The sequence below is a fragment of the Massilia sp. Masssp93 genome (assembly GCF_059491295.1).
In genome coordinates, this window is record NZ_CP168502.1 from 5,531,449 (window position 1) to 5,556,013 (window position 24,565).

Here is a 24,565-nt window from a genome sequence, read left to right on the forward strand (position 1 = left end):
AACGTTCGCGTGGGCACGGAGTGCCCACCCTACGTTAGAACCGCAGCGCCAGATAGATGCCGGAAATCGCCAGCGTCGCGAGCGTCACGGGCACCCCCACGCGCGCGTGGCGCCGCCAGTCGATGACGATGCCGCGCCGCGCCGCCGCGTCGACGACGATGATGTTGGCGATGCTCCCGACGATCAGCAGGTTGCCCGCCAGCGTGCTGACGAGCGCCAGCATCACGCCGCCCAGCGGGTGGTGCACGACCGGCATCAGGAGCATCACGGCGGGCACGTTCGAGACCAGGTTGGACAGCACGAACGTGGCGCCGAACAACGATCCCGGCTGGTCGAGCCGCACGCCGAGCGACGCGAGCCAGGCGATCGCGTGCTCCGTGAATCCCGTGCCCTGGAACGCGGCGTTCACGACGAAGAGGCTCATGAACAGCACCAGCAGCTCCCAGTCCACGAGTCCCAGCATGTTGCGAGAACGGAGCTGGCGGCTCATCAACAGGATGCCCGCGCCGATCAGCGCCATGTGCTCGCGCGGCCATGGCGCGACGAGGAACGCCACCAGCAGCGCGCCGGCGATGATGAGGCCCTTGGCCGTCTGCCACGCATCGAAGGGGATGTTGCCGTCCTGTGGCGCCGCGTCGGCCGCGCTTTCTTCCCACCGTCCCTTTGTCTGCCACGCGATCAGCGCCCAGCTGGCGGCGAGGCCCAGCGCGACCGGGAGGATCGCATCGAGGAAGTAACCGTCGAACGACAGCCGCATCGTCTGGCCGATCAGCATGTTCTGCGGATTGCCGATCAGGGTTGCGGCGGAACCGATGTTGGACGCGCACGCCAGCGCCAGCAGGAACGGGACCGGCGCGAGCCCGCGCCGCCGGCACGCATCGACGAGCAGCGGCGCCATCGCCAGGCAGACGATGTCGTTGCTGAACACGGCCGACAGCGCCGCTGAGACGACGATGAGCACGCCCAAGAGGCTGGCGGGGCCCAACGCCAGCCCGGCCAGTCTATGCGTGACCCAGTCGTAGAAGCCGCCGAGGCGCATCTGCGCCGAGACCACCATGAAGGCGAACAGCAGGGCCATCGTCGGCAAGTGGATCGATGCCACCGCCTGCTCCAGGCTCAGCGCGTTGATGCTGATGAGCGCAATGGCGCCGAGCAGCGCGACGCCGGTCCGGTCGAGCCGCAGGAACGGCAGGCCGCCGAGGATCATGCCGAGATAGACGATGAGGAAGATAATGAGGATGCTCGTGGCCATTGGGTGACGAAGTCTGTCGCTGCCGTTTTCAGGTAAGATCGCGCATCTTAACAAACCGAACCGGGCACGCCTGTGACCGCATGCTTGCCCGACGCGCGTGTCCACGTCGGGGCGATCCTCCGGCTTTTTTGATTTGGTAAAGGAATACTATGAGCGCTTATTTGGGCGGAAGCTCGACGAACGAAGCTCCGGCACGCAAGGCCGTGACACTGCCGGCCCTGATGGCAATGCGCGCCGCCGGCGAGAAGATCGCCATGCTCACCTGCTACGACGCCAGCTTCGCATCGCTGATGGACCGCTGCGGCGTGGACGTGCTGCTGATCGGCGACTCGCTGGGCATGGTGTGCGCCGGCCATGACTCCACGCTGCCCGTGACGGTGGCGGACGTCGCCTACCACACGGCGTCCGTCGTGCGCGGCCGCAAGCATGCCTTCGTCCTGGCCGACCTGCCGTTCGGCAGCTACGGCACCCTGCAGCAGGCCTACGACAGCTGCGCCGCCCTGATGCGCGCGGGCGCCCAGATGATCAAGATCGAGGGCGGCGCCTGGCTGGCCGAGACCGTGCGTTTTCTCACCGAGCGCGGCATCCCGGTCTGCGCCCACATCGGCCTGACCCCGCAATTCGTCCACCAGCTGGGCGGCTACCGGGTGCAGGGCAAGACGGACGAAGGCGCCGAGCAGCTCAAGCGCGACGCCCAGGCTCTGCAGGACGCCGGCGCGGCGATGGTGCTGCTGGAAGCGGTGCCGGCGGCGCTGGGCAAGGAAGTGACGGGCCTCCTGCACGTACCGACCATCGGCATCGGCGCGGGTCCGGACTGCTCGGGCCAGGTGCTCGTGATGCACGACCTGCTGGGCGTCTTCCCGGGCCGCAAGGCGCGCTTCGTGAAGAACTTCATGGACGGCCAGACGAGCATCGACGCGGCCGTCGGCGCCTACGTGGCGGCCGTGAAGGACGGCAGCTTCCCGGCGCAGGAACACTGCTTCTGACCTTCCGAGGCATGGACGCGCAGCCGGACACCACCCGCCTGTTCCTGGCCCTGTGGCCGGACGCCGCCGTGCGTGAGCAGTTGCGCGCGTGGCGCGACGCCTGGACCTGGCCGCGCGGCGCGGCGCCCGTCCACACCGATAAGCTGCACGTGACCCTGCACTTCCTCGGCAACCTGCCGGCCGCGCGGCTGCCCGGGCTGCTGGACGGTTTGACGGTGCCGTTCGCGCCGTTCCACCTGCAGCTGGGCCGCGCCGCGTCGTGGCACAACGGGCTCGCCGTGCTGGAACCGCACGGCGAGCCGCCGGCGTTGCTGGACCTGCATGCGAGGCTGTCCGAGGCGTTGCTGGCGCTGGGCCTGGTGCCGGAGGCGCGCGCGTACCGGCCGCACGTGACGATGGCGCGGCGGGCCAATGGCGCGGCCGCGCCGCAGTCCGGACCGGAAATCGATTGGGCGATCACGCATTACGCCCTCGTCGAATCCCGTCCCGGCGGATACACCGTGTTAAAAGAATACGCGTAGGGTGGGCACCCCGTGCCCACGCGTGACGTTTGCGTCCACGCGGCGTCACGCGTGGGCGGAGGCCGCCCACCCTACGGCATGACGCGCCTCGCATTCGCCGCGATCACGATCCCCGATAACGACAGTATCCCCAGCGCCACCGCGATATTCGTATGCGCGGCGATCGACCCGATCAACGGCGGCGCCATCAGCAATCCCGCGTACCCCAGCGTGGCGACGGTCGCGAGGCCGCCGCCGGCCGACATCCCCGGCATGCGCGCGGCCGCCGCGAAGATCAGCGGCACGACGTTGGCGGCAGACAGGCCGATCAGCGCGAAGCCCAGCGCCGACAGCATGAAATGCGTGCTGACCACGGCCAGCATCAGGCCCGCGAACATGCCGAGCCCACCGGCCGTCATCACGCGCAATGGTCCGAAGCGCAGCACGAACCGGTCGCCGGCGAAGCGGCACGCGGCCATCGCCACCGAGAATGCCGAGTAGCCGAACGCCGCCGACGCCGCATCGACCCGGGTCCGCTCCGTCAGCAGCAGCGCGCTCCAGTCGACGAGGGCGCCCTCCACCGCGAAGCACAGCAAACCGAGCAGGCCGAGGAACAACGCCGGCCCGCGTGGCAGGGCGAAGTGGCTCGCGTGCGGCGCCGGCGGCACCGCGAGCAGCCTCCTGGCGCACGATGCCACAACGATGGCGATGGCAACGCTCATCATCAGCGCGCCGCGGCCGTCGCCCAGGCCGGCGCCGATCAAGAGGCCGCCGAGCGCCGCGCCGATGAGGCCACCGAGGCTGAAGAAGCCGTGGAACGAGGACATCGTCGGGATGCCGCGCGCCGCCTCGACCTCGCTGGCGTTGGCGTTCATCGCCACGTCCAGCACGCCGTTGCTGGCGCCGAACGCGAACGCCGCGACGAACAGCGGCACGAGGCCGCCCACGTTCATCAACAGGCCGCTCGTGAGCGCGAACAGGAACGCGCTGCCGATGACGACGGCGCGCGTGCCCCAGCGCCCGGCCATCCAGCCGGACAGCGGCATCGCGGCGATCGCGCCGCCGGCGATGGTCAACAGCAGGAAGCCCAGCACGCCGGTGTCGATGCCGGCGCGTGCCTGCACCAGCGGCACGTGCGCGGCCCACACGCCGATGCCGGCGCCGTTGAGAAGAAAAATCGTCGACACCGACCAGCGCGCGGCATTCAATCCGGCCGCGGGCGCGCGTTCGAGCGCGTGCACGTCGTCGATGCGGCTCATGCGCGCCCCCGTCCGGGCACCGGGGCCGCCAGCACGATCTCGGGCGCGCGCTCGCCCTTGCGCAGGCGTGCCAGCACGTCCGGCGCGGCATCCGCTTCCAGCACGAGGCGGTCGATCTCGTCGAGCGGCGCGATCGGAAACGGCGCCGGTGCCTCCAGGCGTTCGTTCAGCGCGGCGACGACGCGCCTGCTGCCCGCGGCGAGGATGGCCTGCTTGAGGATGGCTTCCTCGGCGTCGCTCGCGCCCAGGCCGCGCTCGGCCTCGACGCTGCACACGCCCACGACGGCCACGTCCACGCGCAGGCGCTGGATCTCGGCCAGCGTCTGCGCACCCATGACGGCGCCGACGTGGGCGGAATACACGCCGCCGAGCAGCACGACGCGCGTGCTGCGCAGGTGGCCGAGACCCAGTGCGATCTGCGGGCTGTTGGTGACGATGGTGGCCGCCAGTCCGTCTTCCAGCTGGCGCGCGAACGCGAGGTTGGTCGTGCCGGCATCGACCAGCACCGTGTCGCCCGGCCGCACGCTGTCCGCCAGCGCGCGCGCCAGCATCGCCTTGCGCGCGGCATCGGCGTCGATCCGCTGGCCGAAGCTGGGCACGGCCTGCGTGCGCCGCATCGCGCCGCCATGCACGCGCCGCAGCAGGCCGGCCGCGTCCAGGTCGCGCAGATCGCGCCGGATCGTGTCTTCCGATGTGTTGAACCGCTGCGCCAGTTCGGCCGCCAGCACCTTGCCCTGCTGCTCGACCGTGTCGACGATGTGCTGCCGTCGTTCTTCCGCCAGTTGCATATACCCCTCCTCGATGCGCCCACTGTACACGTTTGCGCACAAACACGCAATAATCAATACAAACATGCATGATCATGCATGAAGACGCCCGGGTATTGGTTGGCAGTACATTCGTTGTTACACTCGCCGGATGCATTATCAGAACAATATGCACAAGTCCGCCGCCATCCTGATCGTCGACGACTATCTCCTGATCCGCACCGCCGTGCGCCAGGTGCTGGCGGAACTCGGCTTTTCCAACGTGTTCCAGGCCGATAACGGCAAGGCGGCGCAGGACCTCATGCGCAAGCAGCCGATCGACGTCGTGATCGGCGACTGGGGCATGCCCGTGATGAGCGGCCTGGACCTGCTGCACTGGATGCGGCGCGACGCGCGGCATGCGAAGACGCCGTTCATGATGCTGACGGCCGAGGCGAATCCGGCCGCCGTGCGCAGCGCCCTGCAGGCCGGCGTCGACGCCTACATGATCAAGCCGTTCACCGTGCACAGCTTCGCCAGCAAGTTCATGGCGATGATCGGCACGGTGCAGGACGGCGGCACGCCCGCGGCGGCGGCGGCGGAAGCGGCGCGCGCGCCCGAACCCAGGTCCGACGCCGCGTCCCCGCCGGTGCTGAAACCGGCGCCCGTCCAGGCCGACGTCATCGGCCTGCAGGCGCCGCTGGCCGAGCGCCTCAAGCGCTGCACGGTGCTGATCGTGGACGACGTCCCGAGCAATATCGAGGTGCTGGCCGGCGCGCTGAAGGACGAATACGCGATCAAGGTGGCGATCAGCGGCCGCAAGGCGCTGGAGATCGCGGCCGCCTTCCCGGTCGACCTGATCCTGCTCGACATCATGATGCCCGTGATGGATGGCTTCGAGACGTGCCGCCAACTGAAGGCCGATCCCGCGACGGCGCACGTGCCGGTCATCTTCCTGTCGGCGAAGGATGCCGTCGACGACATCGTGGGCGGCCTGCGCCTGGGCGCGGTCGACTACGTGTCGAAGCCGGCCGACCCGACGATCCTCAAGGCGCGCATCGCCACGCATCTCGCGCTGGCCACGGCGATGGGCGACCTGAAACGCCAGAACGAGCTGCTGATCGAGAACGCGCACCTGCGCGAAGACGTCGAGCGCATGACGCGCCACGACCTCAAGAGCCCCATCGCCGTCACCCTGCACGCGAGCCAGGCGCTCCTTCGCGGCGACCTGCCGGATGCGCAGCGCGAGCACGCGCACATGATCGAGACGGCCGCCAACCACGCGCTCGACATGATCAACCGCACGCTCGACATCCACAAGATGGAAAAGGGAGAATACCAGCCGGCGCTGCAGCCGTTCGACCTTGCCGCCGTGCTGTCGCGCGTCGCGCAGCAGACCGAGCTCGCGTTCACCGACCGCCGCATCGCGATCCGCTTCGCCGCGCCGGACGACACGGTCTGCCTGGGCGAAGCGCTGCTGTGCTATTCGATGTTCACGAACGCCTTCAAGAATGCGGCCGAGGCATCGCCGCCGGGCGGCGCGATCCGGGTCGACGTGGCGCCGGGCCCCGGCACCCTGCACGTCGTGATCGACAACGAGGGCGAGGTGCCGCTGACCATGCGCGGGCGCTTCTTCGACAAGTACGCCACGGCCGGCAAGCAGGGCGGCACGGGACTGGGCACGTATTCGATCCGCCTCATGGCCGCGGTCCAGGGCGGCGATGCCGCCATCGAGACGGGCGACGGGCACACGCGGCTGACCATCACGCTGCCCTGCGTGTAATCCGCCCCGGCCTGCGGCGGATACGTAGGGTGGGCGGCCTCCGCCCACGCGTTCAACCGGCGCGTGGGCACGTGGTGCCCACCCTACCGAAACGCCAACGTTACACGATCAAACGAGGAGCATCAGATGCTCCCGCTCCCACGAACTGATCACGCGCGAAAACGTCGCGAACTCCAGCTCCTTCACTTCGCAGAACGCCTGCACGAACAACGGCCCGAGCATGTGGGCCAGCGCCGGACAGCCGCGCAGCTGCAGGATCGCATCCTCGAGATTGCGCGGCAGGTCGCCGTGGATGTGCTCCGCGCTTTCCGGCGTCGGCGCGGAGGGCTCCAGCCCCTCGACCATGCCGAGAAAGCCGCAGGCCAGCGTGGCCGCCATCGCAAGATACGGGTTCACGTCCACGCCCGGCACGCGGTTTTCCACGCGCCGGCTGGACGGCGCGGAATTCGGGATGCGGATGCCGCACGTGCGGTTGTCGTAGCCCCAGTGCACGTTCATCGGGGCCGACTGGAAGCGCGACAGGCGGCGGTAGGAATTCACGTGCGGCGCGAACAGCAGGGTGGCCGGCGGCACGTATTTTTCCAGGCCGCCGATGAAGTGCCGGAACAGCGCGCTTTCCGAACCGTCCTCGTTGGAAAAGACGTTGCGGCCCTCGTCGTCGACGATGCTCTGGTGGACGTGCATGGCGCTGCCCGGCTCGGTCTCCATCGGCTTGGCCATGAACGTGGCAAAGATGCCGTGGCGCAGTGCCGTCTCGCGCACGGCGCGCTTGAACAGGAACACGCGGTCGGCCAGTTCGAGCGCGTCCCCATGCGTAAAATTGATTTCCATCTGGCCGGCGCCGGCCTCGTGGATCAGCGTCTCGACGCCCAGCTCGTGCTGCTTGCAGAACGCCGACAGCTCCAGGAAGAACGGATCGAAATCGTTGACGGCATCGATCGAATACGATTGCCGGCCCTGCTCCGTGAAGCCGCTGCGTCCCGTCGGCGGGATCAGGGGCTCGTGCGGGTTCGTCGTGCGCGCGACGAGATAAAACTCCATTTCCGGCGCCACGACGGGCGTCCAGCCCCGCTCGGCGTACCCGGCGAGCACGTGGCGCAGCACGGAGCGCGGGGCCAGGCCGACCCGGGTGCCGTCGAAATTCATGCAGTCGTGGATCACGAGCGCGACCCGTTCGGTGGCCCAGGGCACGACGCGGATCGTGGCCGGGTCGGGCACGCAGACCATGTCGGGATCGATGGGCCCGACGTACGGGGTGTTGTTCGGTTGCTCACCGTGCACCGTGTTCAACAGCACACTCTTCGGCAACCGCATGTGTTCGCCAGTCAGGAACAGGTCTTTCGGAAGAATCTTGCCGCGGGCTATGCCCGTCATGTCGGCAATGACGCACTCGACTTCGTGGATGTTATGTTCGCGCAGAAAATCGCGCATCGGATCATGCGCTTCGGAATCCATCACGCTCCTCGCTTCATTCGATGCGACCCAATATAGCATCGGCGATGTTTGTGCCGCGCGCGGGTCGGACGCACCCTTTTCCTCAATTCGTTGCCCCGTTACCGCACTTCGCGTCATGGGCATTCCGCCGGAGGCCGTCCTGCGTCATACTTTCTGAATGGAACAGCTGACGATGCCGACGACGACGATGCCGACCAGCCGCATGTGGCGCAACTACGCCTGCGGCTGGATCGCGTACATGCTGCTGCTCTCGGTCGCGCTGCACCTGGACGACATCAACCGAAGCGGCTTCAACTGGCGCGGCCTCGTGCCGATGCTGTGGGTCGTGCCGCAGGCGCTCGTCCTGGCCCTGCACTGGCCGCTCGGCGGCTGGCTGGAGCGCCGGCACGCCTCGGCCACGACGATGTGCCTGGTCCACGCCGTGGGCGGCCCCGCGTACGGCCTGCTGTCGTACGCGCTCCCGGCCATGCTGTACGGCGCGACGCAGCCGCTGTCGTTCTACGTGTGGCCCGTGCTGTATTCGATCATGAGCTACGGTGTCATCGCCATCACCTTCCACATGGTGCGCGCCAACGCGGCGCGGCGGCGCCAGGACGCGGCCATGCAGCAGGCCCACGCGCTGCTCGTGGCGACGGAACTGAACGCGCTGCGCAGCAAGCTGAATCCGCACTTCCTGTTCAACACGCTGCACTCCATCATCGCCCTCACCCGCCGCGACCCCAACGCCGCCGAGACGGCGCTGTTCCAGTTCTCCGACATGCTGCGCTACGTGCTGGACACGGAAAAGACGGGCAACGACCGCGTCACCCTCGACGACGAACTGCGCTTCGTGCGCGACTACCTGGAGCTGGAAAGCCTGCGCCTCGGCCCGCGCCTCAGCATCGACTGGGAGCTCGACGACAATGCCGGCGGCCACGTGCTGCCCGCGCTGTCGCTGCAGCCGCTCGTCGAAAACAGCATCAAGCACGCCTTCAATCCGCACAGCCGGCCGGGCCGCCTGCTGATCCGCACCCGCGTCGACGAGCGCATGGGAACACTCGTGCTGTCCGTCGGCGACGACGGTCCGGGCGCCGACATCGGCCACGTGCGCGCGTCGAACGGCCTGGGCCTGCGCACGGTGGAGCGCCGCCTGCAACTCGAATACGGCACCATGGATGCCCTCGCGATCGACACGTCGCCGGGCGCCGGCTTCGTGGTCACGATGGCCATCCCGCTTGCCGCCAACGACAAGGATTTTGCATGAATGCCCGGACCGTATTCATCGCCGAGGACGAACCGCTCGCGCGCGACGTCCTGCGCGACTTCATCTACGCCCACGCGGGCCTGCGCCTCGTGGGCGAGGCGGCCGACGGCGCCAGCGCGCTCGCGCAGATCGGACGCATCCGTCCCGACATCGTCTTCATGGACATCCAGATGCCCGAGATGACGGGCCTGGAAGTGCTGCGCCGCCTGGACGTCGTGCCGGACATCGTGTTCACGACCGCGTACGACCAGTACGCCGTGACGGCGTTCGAACTGAATGCCGTCGACTACCTGCTGAAACCTTTTACGCGCGCCCGCTTCGACGCGGCCGTCGTGCGCCTGCTGGAAGCGCCCGGCGCGGGCGTCCCGGCGCGCGACGTCATCGTCGATGCCCTCGCCCAGGCCATGCAGCACGCACCGAGCCGCATCGAGCGCATCCTCGTGCGCGACCGCGGGCGCATCTTCCCGCTGTCCGTGAACGAGATCGGCTACCTGAAGGCGGACGCCAAGTACACGGCGATCGCCGCGCGCGGCCAGACCTTCCTCGTGCGCATCGGGATCTCGGAACTGGAGGCCCAGCTGGACCCGGGCCGCTTCATCCGCATCCACCGCTCGGCGCTCGTGAACCTCGACTTCGTCGATTCGATGCGGGCGGACGACCAGTCGCAGCTCGAAATCACGATGCGCGACGGGGCCGTGCTGACGGCGAGCCGGGAGGCGTCGAAGGTGCTGCGCGAGATGGCGATTTAATCGGCCGCGCAACTAAAACACCGTCGTTCCCGCGCAGGCGGGAATCCAATGTTGCGTGCATGGCTGCGCAATGAACTTGGGCCCCCGCCTCCGCGGGGGCGACGGTCTTGCGTGTGCAGGTCTTGCGTATTCACGACTTGCGTGTGCAGATCTTGCGTATTCACGACTTGCGTGTGCAGGTCTTGCGTATTCACGACTTGCGTGTGCGGTCTTTGCATGTACCAGTCAAAGCTGAATCCACGTCCGCTTTGAGCTGCGTGTACTTGCCAAACGCACGCAGCAACTTGCTACCACTGAAAACGTCGTCCCCGCGCAGGCGGGGACCTAATTTTGTGTGCATGGCTGCGTAACGAACTTGGGCCCCCGCCTCCGCGGGGGCGACGGTCTTGCGTGTGCAGGTCTTGCGTATTCACGACTTGCGTGTGCGGTCTTTGCATGTACCAGTCAAAGCTGAATCCACGTCCGCTTTGAGCTGCGTGTACTTGCCAAACGCACGCAGCAACTTGCTACCACTGAAAACGTCGTCCCCGCGCAGGCGGGGACCTAATTTTGTGTGCATGGCTGCGTAACGAACTTGGGCCCCCGCCTCCGCGGGGGCGACGGTCTTGGGTGTGCCGGCCTTGCGTGTGCAGGTCTTGCGTGTGCAGGTCTTGCGTATGCAGGTCTCGCGTGTACAGGTCTAGCGTGTACAGGTCTAGCGTGTACAGGTCTAGCGTGCGCAGGTCCCGCGTGTGCAGGGTCTCGCGTGTACCGGTTATTGCGTGCACCGGTCTTTGCGTGCACCGCTCAAACGCGAATCCACGTCGTCTTGAGCTCCGTGTACTTGTCGAACGCATGCAGCGACTTGTCGCGTCCATTCCCCGACTGTTTATAGCCCCCGAACGGCACCGTGATGTCGTCGTTGTCGTACTGGTTCACGTGCACGGTCCCCGCCCGCAGCTTGCGCGACGTGCGGATCGCACGGCTGATGTCGGACGTCCACACGGCCGCCGCCAGGCCGTACGGGGTCGCATTCGCCTGGCGGACCGCCTCGTCGAGGTCCGTGAACGACAGCACCGACAGCACCGGCCCGAAGATTTCCTCGCGCGCGATGCGCATCGCGGGGTCCACGCCGTCGAACAACGTCGGCTCGATGTACAGGCCGCCCGTCTCCGCGCGCGCCGCGTTGCCTCCCGCGAGCAGGCGCGCGCCGGCCGCCTTGCCGTCCTCGATATAGCCCAGCACCGTCTTCATCTGGACCGCGTCGACGATCGCGCCCATCACCGTCGCCTCGTCGAGCGGATCGCCCGGCGCGTACTGCGGCAGCAGCGCGAGGGCCTTGTCGAGGAACGCCGTGCGGATCGATTCCTCGACGAACAGGCGCGACGGCGCGTTGCAGCTTTCGCCCTGGTTGAAATAGATGGAACCGACGGCGCCCGCGACGGCGGCATCGAGGTCGGGACAGTCCGCACAGACGATGTTGGCGGATTTGCCGCCCAGCTCCGTCCACGCGCGCTTGAGGTTCGACTGGCCCGCCATCTGCAGGATCTGCCTGCCCACGCGCGTGGAACCGGTAAAGCCGATGCAGTCGACGTCCATGTGCAGCGCGAGCGCGCGGCCCGCCTCGTCGCCGTAGCCGGGCAGGACATTGAACACGCCTTCCGGCACGCCGGCCTCCAGCGCCAGCTCGGCCAGCCGCAGCGAGGTCAAGGGCGCCTTTTCCGACGGTTTCAGCACGACGCTGTTGCCGCTTGCCAGGGCCGGACCGATCTTCCATGCGGCCATCAGCATCGGATAATTCCAGGGGATGATGGCGGCGACGACGCCGACCGGCTCGCGCGTGATCAAGGCGAGGCTGTCCTGCGGGCTCGGCGCCACCTGGTCGTAGAGCTTGTCGATCGCCTCGCCATACCACCGGATGCAGTTCTGGGCCAGGCGCACGTCCACGCTCTTGCTGTAGCGGATGGGCTTGCCCATGTCGAGGGTTTCCAGCAGGGCCAGCTCGTCCTCGTGGGCGAGCATCAGGTCGGCGAAGCGGATCAAGGTGCGTTTGCGCTCGGCGGGTGCCTTGCCGGCCCAGCGGCCGTCCTCGAACGCGGCGCGGGCGCCGGCGACCGCCGCATCGACGTCGGCCGCGTCGCAGCGGGCGACCTGGCCCAGCAGGCGGCCGTCGACGGGAGAAACGCAATCGAAACGGGCGCCGGACGCAGCGTCGACGCGCCGACCCTGGATGACGGCGCGGCCGTCGATGTGCACCATTTTGGAACGTTCATGCCAGCTTTGCGTGGCCATAATGTCTCCTTCCGGATGCATGGATGTTGTCGAGCCGATACTAGCAAACAAAATCGATCCAAACGCCGATTTCTGCCGCTATAATCGCGAATTTTTCCCACCCGCATTTCTTATTTCCGCCGCCGCACGGAGCAGACACTGCCATGAACCCCATCCTGATTTCATCCGTCGTGGTCTACCTGCTCGGCACACTCGGCCTGGGCGTCTGGGCCGGGACGCGGATCAAGGACACCTCCGACTTCGCCGTGGCCGGCCGCAGCCTGCCGCTGATCATGGTCGTGACGACGACGTTCGCCACCTGGTTCGGCGCCGAGACCGTGATGGGCATCCCCGCCAAGTTCGTGCAAGGCGGCCTGGGCGCGCTGGTGGAAGACCCGTTCGGCGCCGGCACCTGCCTGATCCTCGTCGGCCTGTTCTTTGCCGCCCGCCTGTACAAGCTGAACCTGCTGACGATCGGCGACTACTACCGCGCCCGCTACGGAAAGGGCATCGAAGTGTTCTGCTCGGCCGCCATCATCCTGTCCTACCTCGGCTGGGTCGCGGCGCAGATCACGGCGCTGGGCCTCGTGTTCTCCGTGCTGACGGGCGGCGCGATGTCGGAGACGGCCGGCATGATCGTCGGCACGCTCGCCGTGCTGATCTACGTCGTGATCGGCGGCTTCCTGGCCGTCGCCATCACCGACTTCATCCAGATGATCGTGCTGGTGATCGGCCTGTCCATCATCGCGATGTTCTCTGCGAAACTGGCCGGCGGCACGGGCGCCGTCCTCGACATGGCCCACAACGCCAACCTGTGGCACTTCCTGCCGCAAGCGAAGTTCACCGACGTCGCCTTCTTCGTTGGCTCGGCCGTGACGATGATGCTCGGTTCGATTCCGCAGCAGGACGTGTACCAGCGCGTGATGTCGGCCAAGAGCGCGCCCACCGCCCGCGCCGGCGCCGTGATCGGCGGCGCCAGCTACATCATCTTTGCCTTCGTGCCGATGTTCGTCGTCGCGTGCGCCGTGATCGTGATGGGCAATGATGCGATGGAAATGGCGAAGAGCGATTACCAGCGCGTGCTCCCCACGTTCGTGATGACGAAGATGCCGCTGGTCATGCAGATCCTGTTCTTCGGCGCCCTGCTGTCCGCGATCAAGAGCACGTCGTCCGCCACCTTGCTGGCGCCGTCGACGAGTTTTACCGAAAACATCCTCAAGAACCTGCGCCCCGGCATGAGCGACCGCCAGCAACTGCTCGCGATGCGCGTCACCATCGTCGTGTTCGCCTGCCTCGTGCTGGCGTACGCGATCGCGATGAAGGGCACGTCGATCTACGACCTCGTGTCGTCCGCCTACCAGGTGACGCTCGTCGGCGCGTTCGTGCCGCTCGTCATGGGCCTGTACTGGAAGCGCGCGACGACGCAGGGCGCGATCCTGTCGCTGACGGCGGGCATCGCCACGTGGATCGTGTTCTTTCCGCAGCTGTCGTCGCTCGGCGAGCTGTTCCCGGGCCAGCTGGCGGGCCTGCTGGCGGCGTTCGGCGGCATGATCGCCGGGTCGCTGGCGCCGCAGGTGCTCAAGAACCGGCATGAGCCGCACAAGACGGCGCTGAGCGTGTAAATGAAAAGGCCCCGATGAATGTTCGGGGCCTTCTGTTTTGCGGCTTCGGATAGGAAATTGGGTCCCTGCCTGCGCAGGGACGACGTGCTGGTGATAACGCAAGAATAGCGTTGGCACTGTTCCTGCCTTGGCCCCAAACGGTACTTCGCGGCTTCGGATAGGAAATTGGGTCCCTGCCTGCGCAGGGACGACGTGCTGGTGATAACGCAAGAATAGCGTTGGCACCGTTCCTGCCTTGGCCCCAAACGGTACTTTGCGGCTTCGGTTAGGAAATTGGGGTCCCTGCCTGCGCAGGGACGACGTGCTGGTGATAACGCAAGAATAGCGTTGGCACTGTTCCTGCCTTGGCCCCAAACGGTACTTTGCGGCTTCGGTTAGGAAATTGGGTCCCTGCCTGCGCAGGGACGACGTGCTGGTGATAACGCAAGAATAGCGTTGGCACCGTTCCTGCGTTGGCCCCAAACGGTACTTTGCGGCTTCGGTTAGGAAATTGGGTCCCTGCCTGCGCAGGGACGACGTGCTGGTAATAACGCAAGAATAGCGTTGGCACTGTTCCTGCCTTGGCCCCAAACGGTACTTTGCGGCTTCGGTTAGGAAATTGGGTCCCTGCCTGCGCAGGGACGACGTGCTGGTGATAACGCAAGAATAGCGTTGGCACCGTTCCTGCGTTGGCCTCAAAACCGTCGTCCCCGCGAAGGCGGGGACCCAAGTTCAGCAGCCAGATTCAGTCCATCCACCCCCGCCCAACCACATCCGCCAACGTCAGGTCCAGACAAACGCGTATCCGCTCCACCATCTCGTCGATCTGCGCGCAACTCATGACGAGCGGCGGCGCCACGATCATCCGGTCGCCGACGGCGCGCATGATGACGCCGTTGTCGAACATGTGCTGCCGGCACACCATCCCTGCCCCCAGCTCGCGCGCGAACGGTTCGCAGTCGTGCACCGTCGCGCCCTTGCGCCGCACGAGGTTCAGGCCCGCCGTCATGCCGATGCTTTCCGCGTGCCCGACGAGCGGGTGGTCCGCCAGGCGCGCGAACGCGGCCTTCAGGTGCGGGCCCGTCTCGCGCGCGACCTTGTCGACCAGTTTCTCGTCCTCGATGATGCGCAGGTTTTCCAGCGCCGCCGCGCAGGCGACCGGGTGGCCGGAATACGTGAAACCGTGGTTGAAGTCGCCGCCGCGCTCGATCAGCGCGCGCGCCACCCGCTCGCCGACCAGCACCCCGCCCAGCGGCACATAGCCCGACGTGACGCCCTTCGCGAACGGGATCAGGTCCGGCCGCATGCCCATGCGCTCGCAGCCGAACCACGTGCCGAGACGGCCGAAGCCGCAGATGACCTCGTCCGACACGAGCAGGATGCCGTACTTGTCGCAGATGCGCTGGATTTGCGGCCAGTAGGTCTGCGGCGGGATGATGACGCCGCCCGCGCCCTGCACGGGCTCGCCGATGAAGGCGGCGACGCGCGCCGGGCCCAGTTCCAGGATCTTTTGTTCGAGCCAGTCGGCCGCGAGCAGCCCGAATTCCGTTTCGGACAGGCCGCGCCCGTGCTCGGCGAAGTTCGGCTGCTCGATGTGGTGGATGCCGGGAATCGGCAGCGCGCCCTGGGCGTGCATGCCGGCCATGCCGCCCAGCGATGCCCCGGCAATCGTGCTGCCGTGGTAGGCGTTGCGGCGGCTGATGACGATGTGCCGCTCCGACTGGCCCATCAGCTGCCAGTAGCGCCAGACCATGCGCAGCGCCGTGTCGTTCGCTTCCGAGCCGGAGCTGGTGAAGAACACGTGCTCGAAGCCGGGCGGTGCCAGGGCCGCGAGCTTTTCCGCCAGCTTCACGGCCGGCACGTTCGTCGTGTTGAAGAAGCTGTTGTAGAACGGCAGAACGTCCATCTGGCGCGCGACGGCCTGCGTGATGGATGTGCGGCCATAGCCCACGTTCACGCACCACAGGCCGGACATGCCGTCGATGGTTTTATTGCCGTCCGAATCCCACAGGTAGATGCCCTCCCCGCGCACCATCACGCGCGCGCCGCGCGCGCTCAAGGCGCCGTGGTCGGTGAACGGGTGCAGGAAATGGGCGCTGTCGAGCTGTTGCAATGCGCGGGTGTCCAGGCGCGTGTCAACCTCGTCCCGGGCCGGCGCGCGCAGGCCTGCCTCGAATGCCATGGTGTCGATAGTCATGATGATCTCCTCGTCGTCGTCGCATGGTCACACGTGCAGTAACAAATGTTCCCGTTCCCACGGGCTAATGACCGTCATAAATTCCTGGTGCTCCAGTTCCTTGACCGCGGAATAGACGTCGATGAAGCGTTCGCCGAGGATGTCGCGCAAGCGGTCGTCGCTGCGCAGCACGGTCAGCGCTTCGGACAGGCCCTGCGGCAGCTCGACCTTCATCTTGTAGGCGCTGCCCTCGACCTTCGGCGTCGGTTCCAGATGTTCCTGGATGCCGAGGTAGCCGCACGCGAGCGTGACGGCCAGCGCGAGATAGGGGTTGGCATCGGCGCCGATCACGCGGTTTTCCACGCGCCGGTCCTGCGAGCCGGACACGGGCACGCGGAAGCCCACGGTACGGTTGTCCACGCCCCATTGCAGGTTGATCGGGGCGGCCGTGTGGCGCACGATGCGGCGGTACGAGTTCACGTACGGCGCGACGATCGCCATCGCCGACGGCATGTATTTCTGCAGGCCGCCGATGTAGTGGCGGAACAGGTCGGACGGCGAGCCGTCCTCGTTGCTGAAGATGTTGCGGCCGGATTCCTCGTCGACGACGCTCTGGTGCACGTGCATCGCCGAGCCGGGCTCGCCAGCCATCGGCTTGGCCATGAAGGTGGCGTACATATCGTGTTTCAGCGCCGCTTCGCGCAGGGTGCGCTTGAAATAAAACACCTTGTCGGCCAGGCCCAGCGGTTCCCCGTGCTGGAAATTGATTTCCATCTGGCCGGCGCCGATCTCGTGGATCAGCGTGTCGACGTCGAGGCCCATCATGTCGCAGTAATCGTAGATGTCCTCGAACAGCGGATCGAACTCGTTGACGGCGTCGATGCTGTAGACCTGGCGGCTCGTCTCCGAGCGCCCGCTGCGGCCGATCGGCGCGGCCAGCGGCAGGTCGGGGTCGATATTTTTTGCCGTGAGATAGAACTCCAGCTCGGGTGCGACGAGCGGCTTCCAGCCCTTTTGCGCATACAGTTTCAGCACGCGGCGCAGCACGCTGCGCGGGGCGAAGTCGACCAGCTTGCCGTCGGAAAAATAGCAGTCGTGGATCACCTGCGCGGTCGGATCGACGGCCCACGGCACCATCGTGATCGTGCCGGGGTCGGCCTTCAGGATCATGTCGCGGTCGGTCGTCGAGATCGCGCGGTCGAAGGCGTCGTCGTCGGACGGGGAGTTCCCCGTCACGGTCATGCCCAGCACGATTTCCGGCAGGCGCATGCCGCGGTCTTCGGTGAATTTGACGCGCGGAAGGATTTTTCCACGCGCGACGCCGGTCAGGTCGGGGACCAGGCATTCGATTTCGGTGACCCGTTTGCCGTTGAGCCACTCGTCCATGTCGTTGTACGAAAAATTGTCGCGGATAGCCATGATGTTTCCTCTGTCCATTGAATGAATACAGCCACGCGCAGGCGCGCCGCCCGCGGGCTGCGTGGGGGGTCGAGCAGGGATCAGGGAAGCTATGGGACGGGCGTGACCGCCCATGTCGCGTCGGGGGTCATGATGGTGTCCTGGACGTTGCCGGTCTGGTCGAGCGGTAGGCGCGGCAGGCGTCGCCGAACGCGCCGAACATCTTCATGGAATGCGGATTGTGGGCGATGCGCCATTCCGGGTGCCATTGCACGGCCAGCGTGAAGCCGGGCGCGCCGCTCACCGAGAAGGCTTCCACGAGCCCATCCTCGGCCGTCGCCTCGACGACGAGGCCGCGCGCCAGTTCGTTCACGCCTTGTCCGTGCAGGGAATTCACGGGAATTTCGGGCAGGCCAATGATCTGATGCAGCATGCCACCTTGCACGAGCTGGATCTTGTGGGCGTCGCCGTACTGCTCGTCCATGCCGAGTTCCGGATTCTCGCGGTGGTCGAAGTGCCCGGGGACCGCCTGCACGGCCTGGTGCAGGCTGCCGCCCAGCGCCACGTTCATTTCCTGGAAACCGCGGCAGATCGCGATGATCGGAATGCCGCGTTTCACGGCTGCGCGGATCAGCGGCAAGGTGGTCTGGTCACGTGCCGGGTCTTGCGGCAGCGACGGGTCGAGCAGTTCTTGGGAATAATAGCTGGGGTGAACGTTCGAGGCCGAGCCCGTCAGCATGATCCCGTCGCACAGCGCGAGCATCGTCTCCAGGTCGAGCGCCTCCCCCAGCGACGGCAGGATCAGCGGCGCGCAGTCGGCGCCGATGACGACGGCGTCGACATACTTGTGCTGGGCCGCGTGGTAAGGGTGTTCACCGAAATCGCGGGTGCAAGCGGGGACGAAAACGATCGGGCGCATGGTCTCTACCTTGTCGTGAGCGCACAGGAACCATCATACGTACAAAGCGGTCCGAATGCGAGTGGCCGTTGTTTCAGATCAAGGAAACCGCATTCCAAGTCGATGCTTCCCTGGAATCTGCTAGTCGGTTGGGTTGGCTGTGTGTAACCCGTAGCAAAAGCTTAACGTCAACTGAAGAACGATGCCAACACAAACGGACCGGAGGGTCCGGCGCGACGTGGTATCGTAGTTTGCACGTCCGAACGATATGACGAGGTGCTTTATGCTGAAGCTCAACGATCCCGCCCTCCTGCGCCAGCAGGCCTATGTCGACGGCACCTGGTGCGGCGCCGACGAAGGCAAGACGGTCGCCGTCGTCGATCCCGCCACCGGCGCAACGCTGGGCACCGTGCCGCACATGGGAACCCGCGAAACCCGGCGCGCCATCGAGGCGGCGCAGGCCGCCTGGCCGGCCTGGCGCAAGAAGACGGCGCGCGAACGCGCCCTGATCCTGCGCAAGTGGAACGACCTCATGCTCGACAATGCCGACGACCTGGCCGCCATCATGACGGCGGAACAGGGCAAGCCGCTGGCCGAATCGAAGGGCGAGATCGCGTACGCCGCCTCGTTCTTCGAATGGTTCGGCGAACAGGGCAAGCGCATCGAAGGCGACGTGCTGGAATCGCCCGCGCGCGACCGCCGCATCGTCGTCACGAAGGAACCGATCGGCGTGTGCGCCGCGATCACGCCGTGGAATTTCCCGGCCGCGATGATCGCCCGCAAGGTTGCGCCCGCGCTGGCGGCCGGCTGCCCGATCGTGCTCAAACCGGCCGGGCTGACGCCGTATTCCGCCCTCGCCCTGGCCGTGCTGGCGGAGCGCGCCGGCGTGCCGCCAGGCGTGTTTTCCATCGTGATCGGCGATTCGACGGCGATCGGCGCCGAGATGTGCGCCAACCCGATCGTGCGCAAGCTCAGTTTTACCGGCTCCACGCAGGTCGGCCGCCGGCTGATGGAGCAGTGCGCGCCGACGATCAAGAAACTGTCGCTGGAACTGGGCGGCAACGCATCGTTCATCGTGTTCGACGACGCCGACCTCGACGCGGCCGTCGAAGGCGCCATGGCCTCGAAATACCGCAACATGGGGCAGACCTGCGTGTGCGCCAACCGCATCTACGTGCAGGACGGCGTCTACGATGCGTTCGCCGCCAAACTGACGGCCGCGGTCGCGAAACTCAAGGTCGGCAACGGGATGGATGCGGGCGTGAACCAGGGCCCGCTGATCGAAGAAAAGGCTGTCGAGAAAGTCGAGCACCACATCGCGGACGCGCTGGGCAAGGGCGCGCGCCTGCTGCTGGGTGGCAAGCGGCATCCGCTGGGCCGCACCTTCTTCGAACCGACCGTCCTCGCCGACGTCACGCCGCAGATGCTCATCTCGGACGAGGAAACCTTCGGTCCCGTGGCGCCGCTGTTCCGCTTCAAGACCGAAGCCGACGTGATCGCCCTCGCCAATGCGACCGAATATGGCCTCGCCTCGTATTTCTATGCGCGCGACATCGGCCGCGTGTGGCGCGTGGCCGAGCGGATCGAGTCGGGCATGGTCGGCGTGAACACGGGCCTGATCTCGAACGAAGTCGCGCCGTTCGGCGGCGTCAAGCAGTCGGGCCTGGGCCGCGAAGGGTCGAAGTACGGCATGGACGATTATCTTGTCATCAAGTACATCTGCCTGGGCGGGATGTAAAACCTGCGGCGGCATCTGAACGACAATACGCGTTGTCAATTTTCCACATGACAACTTTTTTTGGTTGTCATGTAGGACAAGTCCTACTAAAATTATTCCGCTCGGCAATATTACTGCGGCGCCCTATCCCCGCGCACAAATTATCGCCTTTGCCGCGCTTCCCTTGTATCGCCATGCCCTTCAGCTTCACACGCAGGCCACGTGCCGCCCACCTGTGAAGTGAGCATCCGCACGCCCTAAAACGACACTCAACAAATTCAGAAAAATGAAGCTGAACAATCTCAAGATCGGCCAACGCCTCGCGCTGGGCTTCGGCATGATATTGGCCCTGCTGGTGCTGGTCACCGCGACCGGGCTGAGCAACATGAATACCCTCAATAACACGGTCGACAATATCGTCAACGGTAACAACCTGCGCCTGCAGGCCGCCAACGACATGCGCGAAGCACAGCGCAGCGTGACGATCGCGGTGCGCGACATCATCCTGACCGAGGACGAAGCGGAAACCAGGCGCCTGTACGAGGAAATCGGCGCCGGCTGGCAGGCTTACGACCGCGCCGACGCCGTGCTGCAGAAGATGGTGACGCGGCCGGACATGCGCGCCCTGCTGGGCAAGATCACCGATGCACGCACGACCTCCGCGCCCCTGATCGCCCAGGCGGCCGAATTGGGCAAGCTGAACAAGCAGGCGGAAGGCTTCGAGGTCCTGAAATCCAAGGTGAAGCCGGCCACCGCGGCCTGGCGCAACGCGATCGCCGAGATGATCCGCGCGCAGACCGAGCTCAACGCGGCCGACCAGGCCGCCGGCGAAGCCGAGTACGGAAAGGCGCGCGTGGTACTGTATGCCGTGGCCGCCGCCGCGATCCTGCTGGCCGTCGTGATCGCCTGGCGCATCACGCGCTCGATCACCGGTCCGATGCGGGAGGCCGTGCGCATCGCCACGACCGTCGCCGCCGGCGACCTCACCAGCCGCATCGAGGTCGACTCGAAGGACGAGACGGGCGAACTGCTGGCCGCGCTGAAGGCGATGAACGAGTCGCTGCGCACCATCGTCCATCAGGTGCGCGACGGCACCCGCACGCTGGCGACGGCCACCGACGAGATCGCGACGGGCAACCTCGACCTGTCGAGCCGCACCGAGCAGCAGGCGAGCGCGCTGGAAGAAACGGCGTCGTCGATGGAAGAGCTGACCTCGACCGTCAAGCAGAACGCGGAAAACGCGCGCCAGGCAAACCAGCTGGTGCAGTCGGCGTCCGACGTCGCGGTCCGGGGCGGCAGCGTCGTCGCCGCCGTCGTCACGACCATGGGATCGATCAACGAATCCGCCAGCCGCATCGTGGACATCATCGGCGTCATCGACGGCATCGCGTTCCAGACCAATATCCTGGCCCTGAACGCCGCGGTGGAAGCCGCCCGGGCCGGCGAGCAGGGCCGCGGCTTTGCCGTCGTGGCGTCGGAAGTGCGCAACCTGGCCCAGCGCTCGGCCAGCGCGGCCAAGGAAATCAAGACCCTGATCGACGATTCGGTCGGCAAGGTCAACGAAGGCAGCCGCCTCGTCCACGAAGCGGGCTCGACGATGGAAGACGTCGTGGACAGCGTGCGCCGCGTGACAGACATCATGGCCGAAATCACGGCCGCCAGCCAGGAGCAGGAGGCCGGCATCGAGCAGATCAACCAGGCGGTCAGCGAAATGGATGCCGTCACCCAGCAGAACGCCGCGCTGGTGGAAGAAGCCGCCGCGGCCGCGCAGTCGCTGCAGGATCAGTCGGGCGAGCTCGAGCAGATGGTCAGCACGTTCCGCCTGCCGGATGCGGCCGTCGCCGCCGCGCCGGCATTCACCCCGCGGCGCCCCGCCGCAGCCGTGCGTCCGGTGACGCGTCCGGCGCTGGCTGCGGCGGGAAACTGGGAAACGTTTTGATGGCGCGGCATGTCATGTCGACATTGAACGCGTAGACGTTCATCGTTTGTATTCGTGATACTTGCGCGCGTCGCCGCGCACCAGCTCGGCCGGGTATTTCGCCCGGTTGAGCACCATCTTTTCCTGCACGGCGGCGAGCAGGTCGACGTCGAGCTTGTCGGCCAGGCGCACGAGATAGACGAGCACGTCCGCCATCTCGTGGCGCACCTCGACGAGCTTGTCCGCGCCGAGTTCGTCGGCCCGGCCGTCGCGCAGCCACTGGAAATGTTCCAGCAGCTCGGCCGCCTCCACCGTCAGCGCCGCCGCCAGGTTCTTCGGCGTGTGGAACTGGTCCCAGTCGCGCTCCTCGACGAATTCGCGCACGATGGCGCGCAGCCGATCGAGCTCGCCGTCGGGCTGCATCACTTGTCGCCGCCCACGAGGTAGCCCTGCAGGATCTTGTCCAGCTTCGGCTGGATCTCTTCGTAGCTGCTGACGGTGATGCCCAGGTCGCGCAGCAGGCCGTCGTGCACGCCGTAGACCCAGCTGTGGATCGTCACGGCCTGGCCGCGTTCCCACGCGTCGCGCACGACGGTCGTCTGGGCCACGTTGATGACCTGTTCGGCGACGTTCAGTTCCACGAGGCGGTTGGTGGCGGCGGTGCCGGCCACGTTGCCGAGGTATTTGCCGTGCATGTCGCGCACGTCGCGCACGTGGCCGAGCCAGTTGTCGGCCAGGCCGACGCGCGTATTGTTCAGCGCCGCGCCCACGCCCGAGCAGCCGTAGTGGCCGCACAGGATGATGTGCTTGACCTTGAGGACGTCGACGGCGAACTGCAGCACGGTCAGGCAGTTCAGGTCCGAATGCGAGACGACGTTGGCGATGTTACGGTGCACGAACAGTTCGCCCGGCGCCATGCCGACGAGTTCGTTGGCGGGCACGCGGCTGTCGGAACAGCCGATCCACAGGTATTCCGGGGACTGCTGGGAGGCGAGATCCTTGAAGAAGTCGGGATCTTCCTTGACCATCGACGCCGCCCACTGGCGGTTGCGTTCGAAGAGGTCGGCGGCGGTGAGGCCGGTGGGGGTCTTTGCCATGGTTTTCTACCTTATTCGATATACGGCAATACCGTCGTTCCCGCGCAGGCGGGAACCCAGGTACTGCGTGGTCTGCGAACAAATTCGATCCCCGCCTTCGCGGGGACGACGATGCTTATTTAATCGACCACATTTTGGTCAAAAAAAACCGCTGAAGGCATGCCGTTCAGCGGTCGGGGACTCCTTATTCGAAGAAGTCCTTGACTTTATCCATCCAGCCCTTGCTCTGCGGACTGTGTTTCGCGCCGCCCTCGTTCGTCAGGCGGTCGAATTCGCGCAGCAAGTCCTTCTGCTTGTCGGTGAGCTTGACGGGCGTCTCGACCACGACGTGGCAGAACAGGTCGCCCGCATAGCCCGAGCGCACGCCCTTGATGCCCTTGCCCTTGAGGCGGAAGGTCTTGCCGGTCTGCGTGCCTTCGGGGATCGTGAACGATACCTTGCCGGCCAGGGTCGGCACCTCGATCTCGCCGCCCAATGCCGCCTTGCTGAACGAGATCGGCATTTCGCAATGCAGGTCGTCGCCTTCGCGCTGGAACACGGTGTGCGGCTTGATGTGGATCTCGACGTACAGGTCGCCCGGCGGCCCGCCGTTCGTGCCCGGCTCGCCGTTGCCGGTCGAGCGGATGCGCATGCCGCTGTCGATGCCGGCCGGGATCTTCACTTCCAGCGTCTTGTTGCGCTTGATGCGTCCGGCGCCGCCGCAGGATGCGCACGGTTCCGGGATGATCTTGCCGCTGCCATGGCATTTCGGGCAGGTCTGCTGGATCGAGAAGAAGCCCTGCTGCATGCGCACCTGGCCGTGGCCGTGGCAGGTCGCGCAGGTGACGGGCGACGTGCCCGGCTTGGCGCCGCTGCCGTGGCAGGTGTCGCACTTGTCCCAGCTCGGCACGCGGATCGTCGTGTCGAAACCGGCCGCGGCCTGTTCCAGCGAAATTTCGAGGTTGTAGCGCAGGTCCGCGCCGCGGTACACCTGCGGGCCCGCGCTGCGGCCACGCGCACCGCCGCCGAAGATGTCGCCGAAGATGTCGCCGAACGCATCGCCAAAGCCGCCGGCGCCGAAGCCGCCGCCCATGCCGCCGTTCGGATCGACGCCTGCGTGACCATAGCGGTCATAAGCCTCGCGCTTTTCCGGATTGGTCAGCATCTCGTAGGCTTCCTTGACCTCCTTGAACTTCTCTTCCGCTTCCTTGTTATCGGGATTGCGGTCCGGATGGTACTTCATCGCAAGCTTGCGATAGGCCTTCTTGATCTCGTCTTCCGAAGCACTCTTCGCGACGCCGAGGATCTCGTAAAAATCACGCTTTGCCATTTGTCGGCACCTTGCTGTCTATCTACAAAAGAACTGTGGCGGACCGGGCGCTACCCGCGAACGCACAGCCAAAAGGATACGAGTATACAGTGAGCATCACGGGCCTGCTCGACTCGGCCGTAAAAACAACGGCCGGATCGGACCCGCAGAGTCTGGATTACGCAAAAAAACCGAGCCGGGCACCAGGAGGTCGCTTCGGCTCGGCGGTTGCGGCGGCGGGGCCGGCCG

General features: G+C 66.3%; 19 protein-coding genes. 8 read left to right on the forward strand and 11 right to left on the reverse strand.

The features are described 5' to 3' along the window. Positions 1 to 34: 34 nt before the first annotated feature. Complete coding sequence (locus tag ACEN9Q_RS22985; protein ID WP_495626154.1) at positions 35 to 1,252, reverse strand: anion transporter; 1,218 nt, start codon at positions 1,250 to 1,252, stop codon at positions 35 to 37. A 149-nt stretch (positions 1,253 to 1,401) separates the two neighbouring features. On the opposite strand from ACEN9Q_RS22985, the gene panB reads away from it, so the two are divergent. Both panB and thpR read left to right on the forward strand, forming a co-directional pair. Next, entirely contained in the window at positions 1,402 to 2,238 is an 837-nt protein-coding gene (gene panB / locus ACEN9Q_RS22990) for a 3-methyl-2-oxobutanoate hydroxymethyltransferase (RefSeq protein ID WP_495626155.1), read from the forward strand. A gap of 11 nt (positions 2,239 to 2,249) precedes the next feature. Beyond that, entirely contained in the window at positions 2,250 to 2,759 is a 510-nt protein-coding gene (thpR, locus tag ACEN9Q_RS22995) for an RNA 2',3'-cyclic phosphodiesterase (RefSeq protein ID WP_495626156.1), read from the forward strand. 71 nt (positions 2,760 to 2,830) lie between these two features. On the opposite strand, the gene ACEN9Q_RS23000 is transcribed toward thpR, so the two are convergent. Together ACEN9Q_RS23000 and ACEN9Q_RS23005 are read right to left on the reverse strand one after the other, a co-directional pair. Next, positions 2,831 to 3,997: an MFS transporter gene (locus ACEN9Q_RS23000; protein ID WP_495626157.1), complete on the reverse strand. Its 1,167-nt coding sequence runs from the start codon at positions 3,995 to 3,997 to the stop codon at positions 2,831 to 2,833. Further along, positions 3,994 to 4,785 carry a DeoR/GlpR family DNA-binding transcription regulator gene (locus ACEN9Q_RS23005; RefSeq protein ID WP_495626158.1) on the reverse strand — a complete coding sequence of 264 codons (792 nt, stop codon included), beginning with the start codon at positions 4,783 to 4,785 and terminating at the stop codon, positions 3,994 to 3,996. The genes ACEN9Q_RS23000 and ACEN9Q_RS23005 overlap by 4 nt, the downstream gene beginning before the upstream one ends. A 148-nt stretch (positions 4,786 to 4,933) precedes the next feature. Here ACEN9Q_RS23005 and ACEN9Q_RS23010 point away from each other — a divergent pair, with 148 nt between their 5' ends. Beyond that, a complete protein-coding gene (locus ACEN9Q_RS23010) occupies positions 4,934 to 6,526 on the forward strand; it encodes a response regulator (RefSeq protein ID WP_495626159.1) in 1,593 nt (530 codons plus the stop codon). Between the two features lie 108 nt (positions 6,527 to 6,634). Here ACEN9Q_RS23010 and ACEN9Q_RS23015 read toward each other — a convergent pair whose 3' ends face one another. Further along, the gene (locus ACEN9Q_RS23015) at positions 6,635 to 7,981 is read right to left on the reverse strand and encodes a glutamine synthetase family protein (protein ID WP_495626160.1); all 1,347 of its coding nucleotides are present in this window, start codon (positions 7,979 to 7,981) and stop codon (positions 6,635 to 6,637) included. A gap of 157 nt (positions 7,982 to 8,138) precedes the next feature. Here ACEN9Q_RS23015 and ACEN9Q_RS23020 point away from each other — a divergent pair, with 157 nt between their 5' ends. Both ACEN9Q_RS23020 and ACEN9Q_RS23025 read left to right on the forward strand, forming a co-directional pair. Further along, on the forward strand, positions 8,139 to 9,224 hold the full coding sequence (locus ACEN9Q_RS23020; RefSeq protein ID WP_495626161.1) for a sensor histidine kinase: 1,086 nt from the start codon (positions 8,139 to 8,141) through the stop codon (positions 9,222 to 9,224). Beyond that, on the forward strand, positions 9,221 to 9,973 hold the full coding sequence (locus ACEN9Q_RS23025; RefSeq protein ID WP_495626162.1) for a LytR/AlgR family response regulator transcription factor: 753 nt from the start codon (positions 9,221 to 9,223) through the stop codon (positions 9,971 to 9,973). The genes ACEN9Q_RS23020 and ACEN9Q_RS23025 overlap by 4 nt, the downstream gene beginning before the upstream one ends. A 786-nt stretch (positions 9,974 to 10,759) precedes the next feature. Here ACEN9Q_RS23025 and ACEN9Q_RS23030 read toward each other — a convergent pair. Next, on the reverse strand, positions 10,760 to 12,244 hold the full coding sequence (locus ACEN9Q_RS23030) for an aldehyde dehydrogenase (RefSeq protein WP_056448297.1): 1,485 nt from the start codon (positions 12,242 to 12,244) through the stop codon (positions 10,760 to 10,762). A 143-nt stretch (positions 12,245 to 12,387) separates the two neighbouring features. Here ACEN9Q_RS23030 and ACEN9Q_RS23035 point away from each other — a divergent pair, with 143 nt between their 5' ends. Continuing rightward, positions 12,388 to 13,845 carry a high affinity choline transporter 1 gene (locus tag ACEN9Q_RS23035; protein ID WP_495626163.1) on the forward strand — a complete coding sequence of 486 codons (1,458 nt, stop codon included), beginning with the start codon at positions 12,388 to 12,390 and terminating at the stop codon, positions 13,843 to 13,845. Between the two features lie 724 nt (positions 13,846 to 14,569). On the opposite strand, the gene ACEN9Q_RS23040 is transcribed toward ACEN9Q_RS23035, so the two are convergent. From ACEN9Q_RS23040 to ACEN9Q_RS23050, 3 genes are all read right to left on the reverse strand, one after another. Continuing rightward, complete coding sequence (locus ACEN9Q_RS23040; RefSeq protein ID WP_495628986.1) at positions 14,570 to 16,006, reverse strand: aspartate aminotransferase family protein; 1,437 nt, start codon at positions 16,004 to 16,006, stop codon at positions 14,570 to 14,572. A gap of 42 nt (positions 16,007 to 16,048) precedes the next feature. Then, a complete protein-coding gene (locus tag ACEN9Q_RS23045; RefSeq protein ID WP_056438319.1) occupies positions 16,049 to 17,419 on the reverse strand; it encodes a glutamine synthetase family protein in 1,371 nt (456 codons plus the stop codon). Positions 17,420 to 17,546: 127 nt separating this feature from the next. Continuing rightward, complete coding sequence (locus ACEN9Q_RS23050; RefSeq protein WP_056438322.1) at positions 17,547 to 18,317, reverse strand: gamma-glutamyl-gamma-aminobutyrate hydrolase family protein; 771 nt, start codon at positions 18,315 to 18,317, stop codon at positions 17,547 to 17,549. 262 nt (positions 18,318 to 18,579) lie between these two features. On the opposite strand from ACEN9Q_RS23050, the gene ACEN9Q_RS23055 reads away from it, so the two are divergent. Then, entirely contained in the window at positions 18,580 to 20,034 is a 1,455-nt protein-coding gene (locus tag ACEN9Q_RS23055; protein ID WP_495626164.1) for an NAD-dependent succinate-semialdehyde dehydrogenase, read from the forward strand. Between the two features lie 265 nt (positions 20,035 to 20,299). Beyond that, entirely contained in the window at positions 20,300 to 21,952 is a 1,653-nt protein-coding gene (locus ACEN9Q_RS23060; RefSeq protein ID WP_495626165.1) for a methyl-accepting chemotaxis protein, read from the forward strand. Between the two features lie 39 nt (positions 21,953 to 21,991). Here ACEN9Q_RS23060 and ACEN9Q_RS23065 read toward each other — a convergent pair whose 3' ends face one another. The 3 genes from ACEN9Q_RS23065 to dnaJ all read right to left on the reverse strand — a co-directional run bounded on the left by ACEN9Q_RS23065 (position 21,992) and on the right by dnaJ (position 24,337). Further along, a complete protein-coding gene (locus ACEN9Q_RS23065) occupies positions 21,992 to 22,354 on the reverse strand; it encodes a nucleotide pyrophosphohydrolase (protein ID WP_495628987.1) in 363 nt (120 codons plus the stop codon). Next, the gene (can, locus tag ACEN9Q_RS23070; protein WP_056438351.1) at positions 22,354 to 23,028 is read right to left on the reverse strand and encodes a carbonate dehydratase; all 675 of its coding nucleotides are present in this window, start codon (positions 23,026 to 23,028) and stop codon (positions 22,354 to 22,356) included. The genes ACEN9Q_RS23065 and can overlap by 1 nt, the downstream gene beginning before the upstream one ends. 184 nt (positions 23,029 to 23,212) lie before the next feature. After that, positions 23,213 to 24,337: a molecular chaperone DnaJ gene (gene dnaJ / locus ACEN9Q_RS23075; RefSeq protein ID WP_056438355.1), complete on the reverse strand. Its 1,125-nt coding sequence runs from the start codon at positions 24,335 to 24,337 to the stop codon at positions 23,213 to 23,215. Between the last annotated feature and the right edge of the window lie 228 nt (positions 24,338 to 24,565).

Excerpts from the sequence above, each read along its gene's own strand:
- ACEN9Q_RS22985 (WP_495626154.1), bottom strand. The coding sequence starts at position 1,252 with ATGGCCACGAGCATCCTCATTATCTTCCTCATCGTCTATCTCGGCATG.
- panB (WP_495626155.1), top strand. The coding sequence starts at position 1,402 with ATGAGCGCTTATTTGGGCGGAAGCTCGACGAACGAAGCTCCGGCACGC.
- thpR (WP_495626156.1), top strand. The coding sequence starts at position 2,250 with ATGGACGCGCAGCCGGACACCACCCGCCTGTTCCTGGCCCTGTGGCCG.
- ACEN9Q_RS23000 (WP_495626157.1), bottom strand. The coding sequence starts at position 3,997 with ATGAGCCGCATCGACGACGTGCACGCGCTCGAACGCGCGCCCGCGGCC.
- ACEN9Q_RS23005 (WP_495626158.1), bottom strand. The coding sequence starts at position 4,785 with ATGCAACTGGCGGAAGAACGACGGCAGCACATCGTCGACACGGTCGAG.
- ACEN9Q_RS23010 (WP_495626159.1), top strand. The coding sequence starts at position 4,934 with ATGCACAAGTCCGCCGCCATCCTGATCGTCGACGACTATCTCCTGATC.
- ACEN9Q_RS23015 (WP_495626160.1), bottom strand. The coding sequence starts at position 7,981 with ATGGATTCCGAAGCGCATGATCCGATGCGCGATTTTCTGCGCGAACAT.
- ACEN9Q_RS23020 (WP_495626161.1), top strand. The coding sequence starts at position 8,139 with ATGGAACAGCTGACGATGCCGACGACGACGATGCCGACCAGCCGCATG.
- ACEN9Q_RS23025 (WP_495626162.1), top strand. The coding sequence starts at position 9,221 with ATGAATGCCCGGACCGTATTCATCGCCGAGGACGAACCGCTCGCGCGC.
- ACEN9Q_RS23030 (WP_056448297.1), bottom strand. The coding sequence starts at position 12,244 with ATGGCCACGCAAAGCTGGCATGAACGTTCCAAAATGGTGCACATCGAC.
- ACEN9Q_RS23035 (WP_495626163.1), top strand. The coding sequence starts at position 12,388 with ATGAACCCCATCCTGATTTCATCCGTCGTGGTCTACCTGCTCGGCACA.
- ACEN9Q_RS23040 (WP_495628986.1), bottom strand. The coding sequence starts at position 16,006 with ATGGCATTCGAGGCAGGCCTGCGCGCGCCGGCCCGGGACGAGGTTGAC.
- ACEN9Q_RS23045 (WP_056438319.1), bottom strand. The coding sequence starts at position 17,419 with ATGGCTATCCGCGACAATTTTTCGTACAACGACATGGACGAGTGGCTC.
- ACEN9Q_RS23050 (WP_056438322.1), bottom strand. The coding sequence starts at position 18,317 with ATGCGCCCGATCGTTTTCGTCCCCGCTTGCACCCGCGATTTCGGTGAA.
- ACEN9Q_RS23055 (WP_495626164.1), top strand. The coding sequence starts at position 18,580 with ATGCTGAAGCTCAACGATCCCGCCCTCCTGCGCCAGCAGGCCTATGTC.
- ACEN9Q_RS23060 (WP_495626165.1), top strand. The coding sequence starts at position 20,300 with ATGAAGCTGAACAATCTCAAGATCGGCCAACGCCTCGCGCTGGGCTTC.
- ACEN9Q_RS23065 (WP_495628987.1), bottom strand. The coding sequence starts at position 22,354 with ATGCAGCCCGACGGCGAGCTCGATCGGCTGCGCGCCATCGTGCGCGAA.
- can (WP_056438351.1), bottom strand. The coding sequence starts at position 23,028 with ATGGCAAAGACCCCCACCGGCCTCACCGCCGCCGACCTCTTCGAACGC.
- dnaJ (WP_056438355.1), bottom strand. The coding sequence starts at position 24,337 with ATGGCAAAGCGTGATTTTTACGAGATCCTCGGCGTCGCGAAGAGTGCT.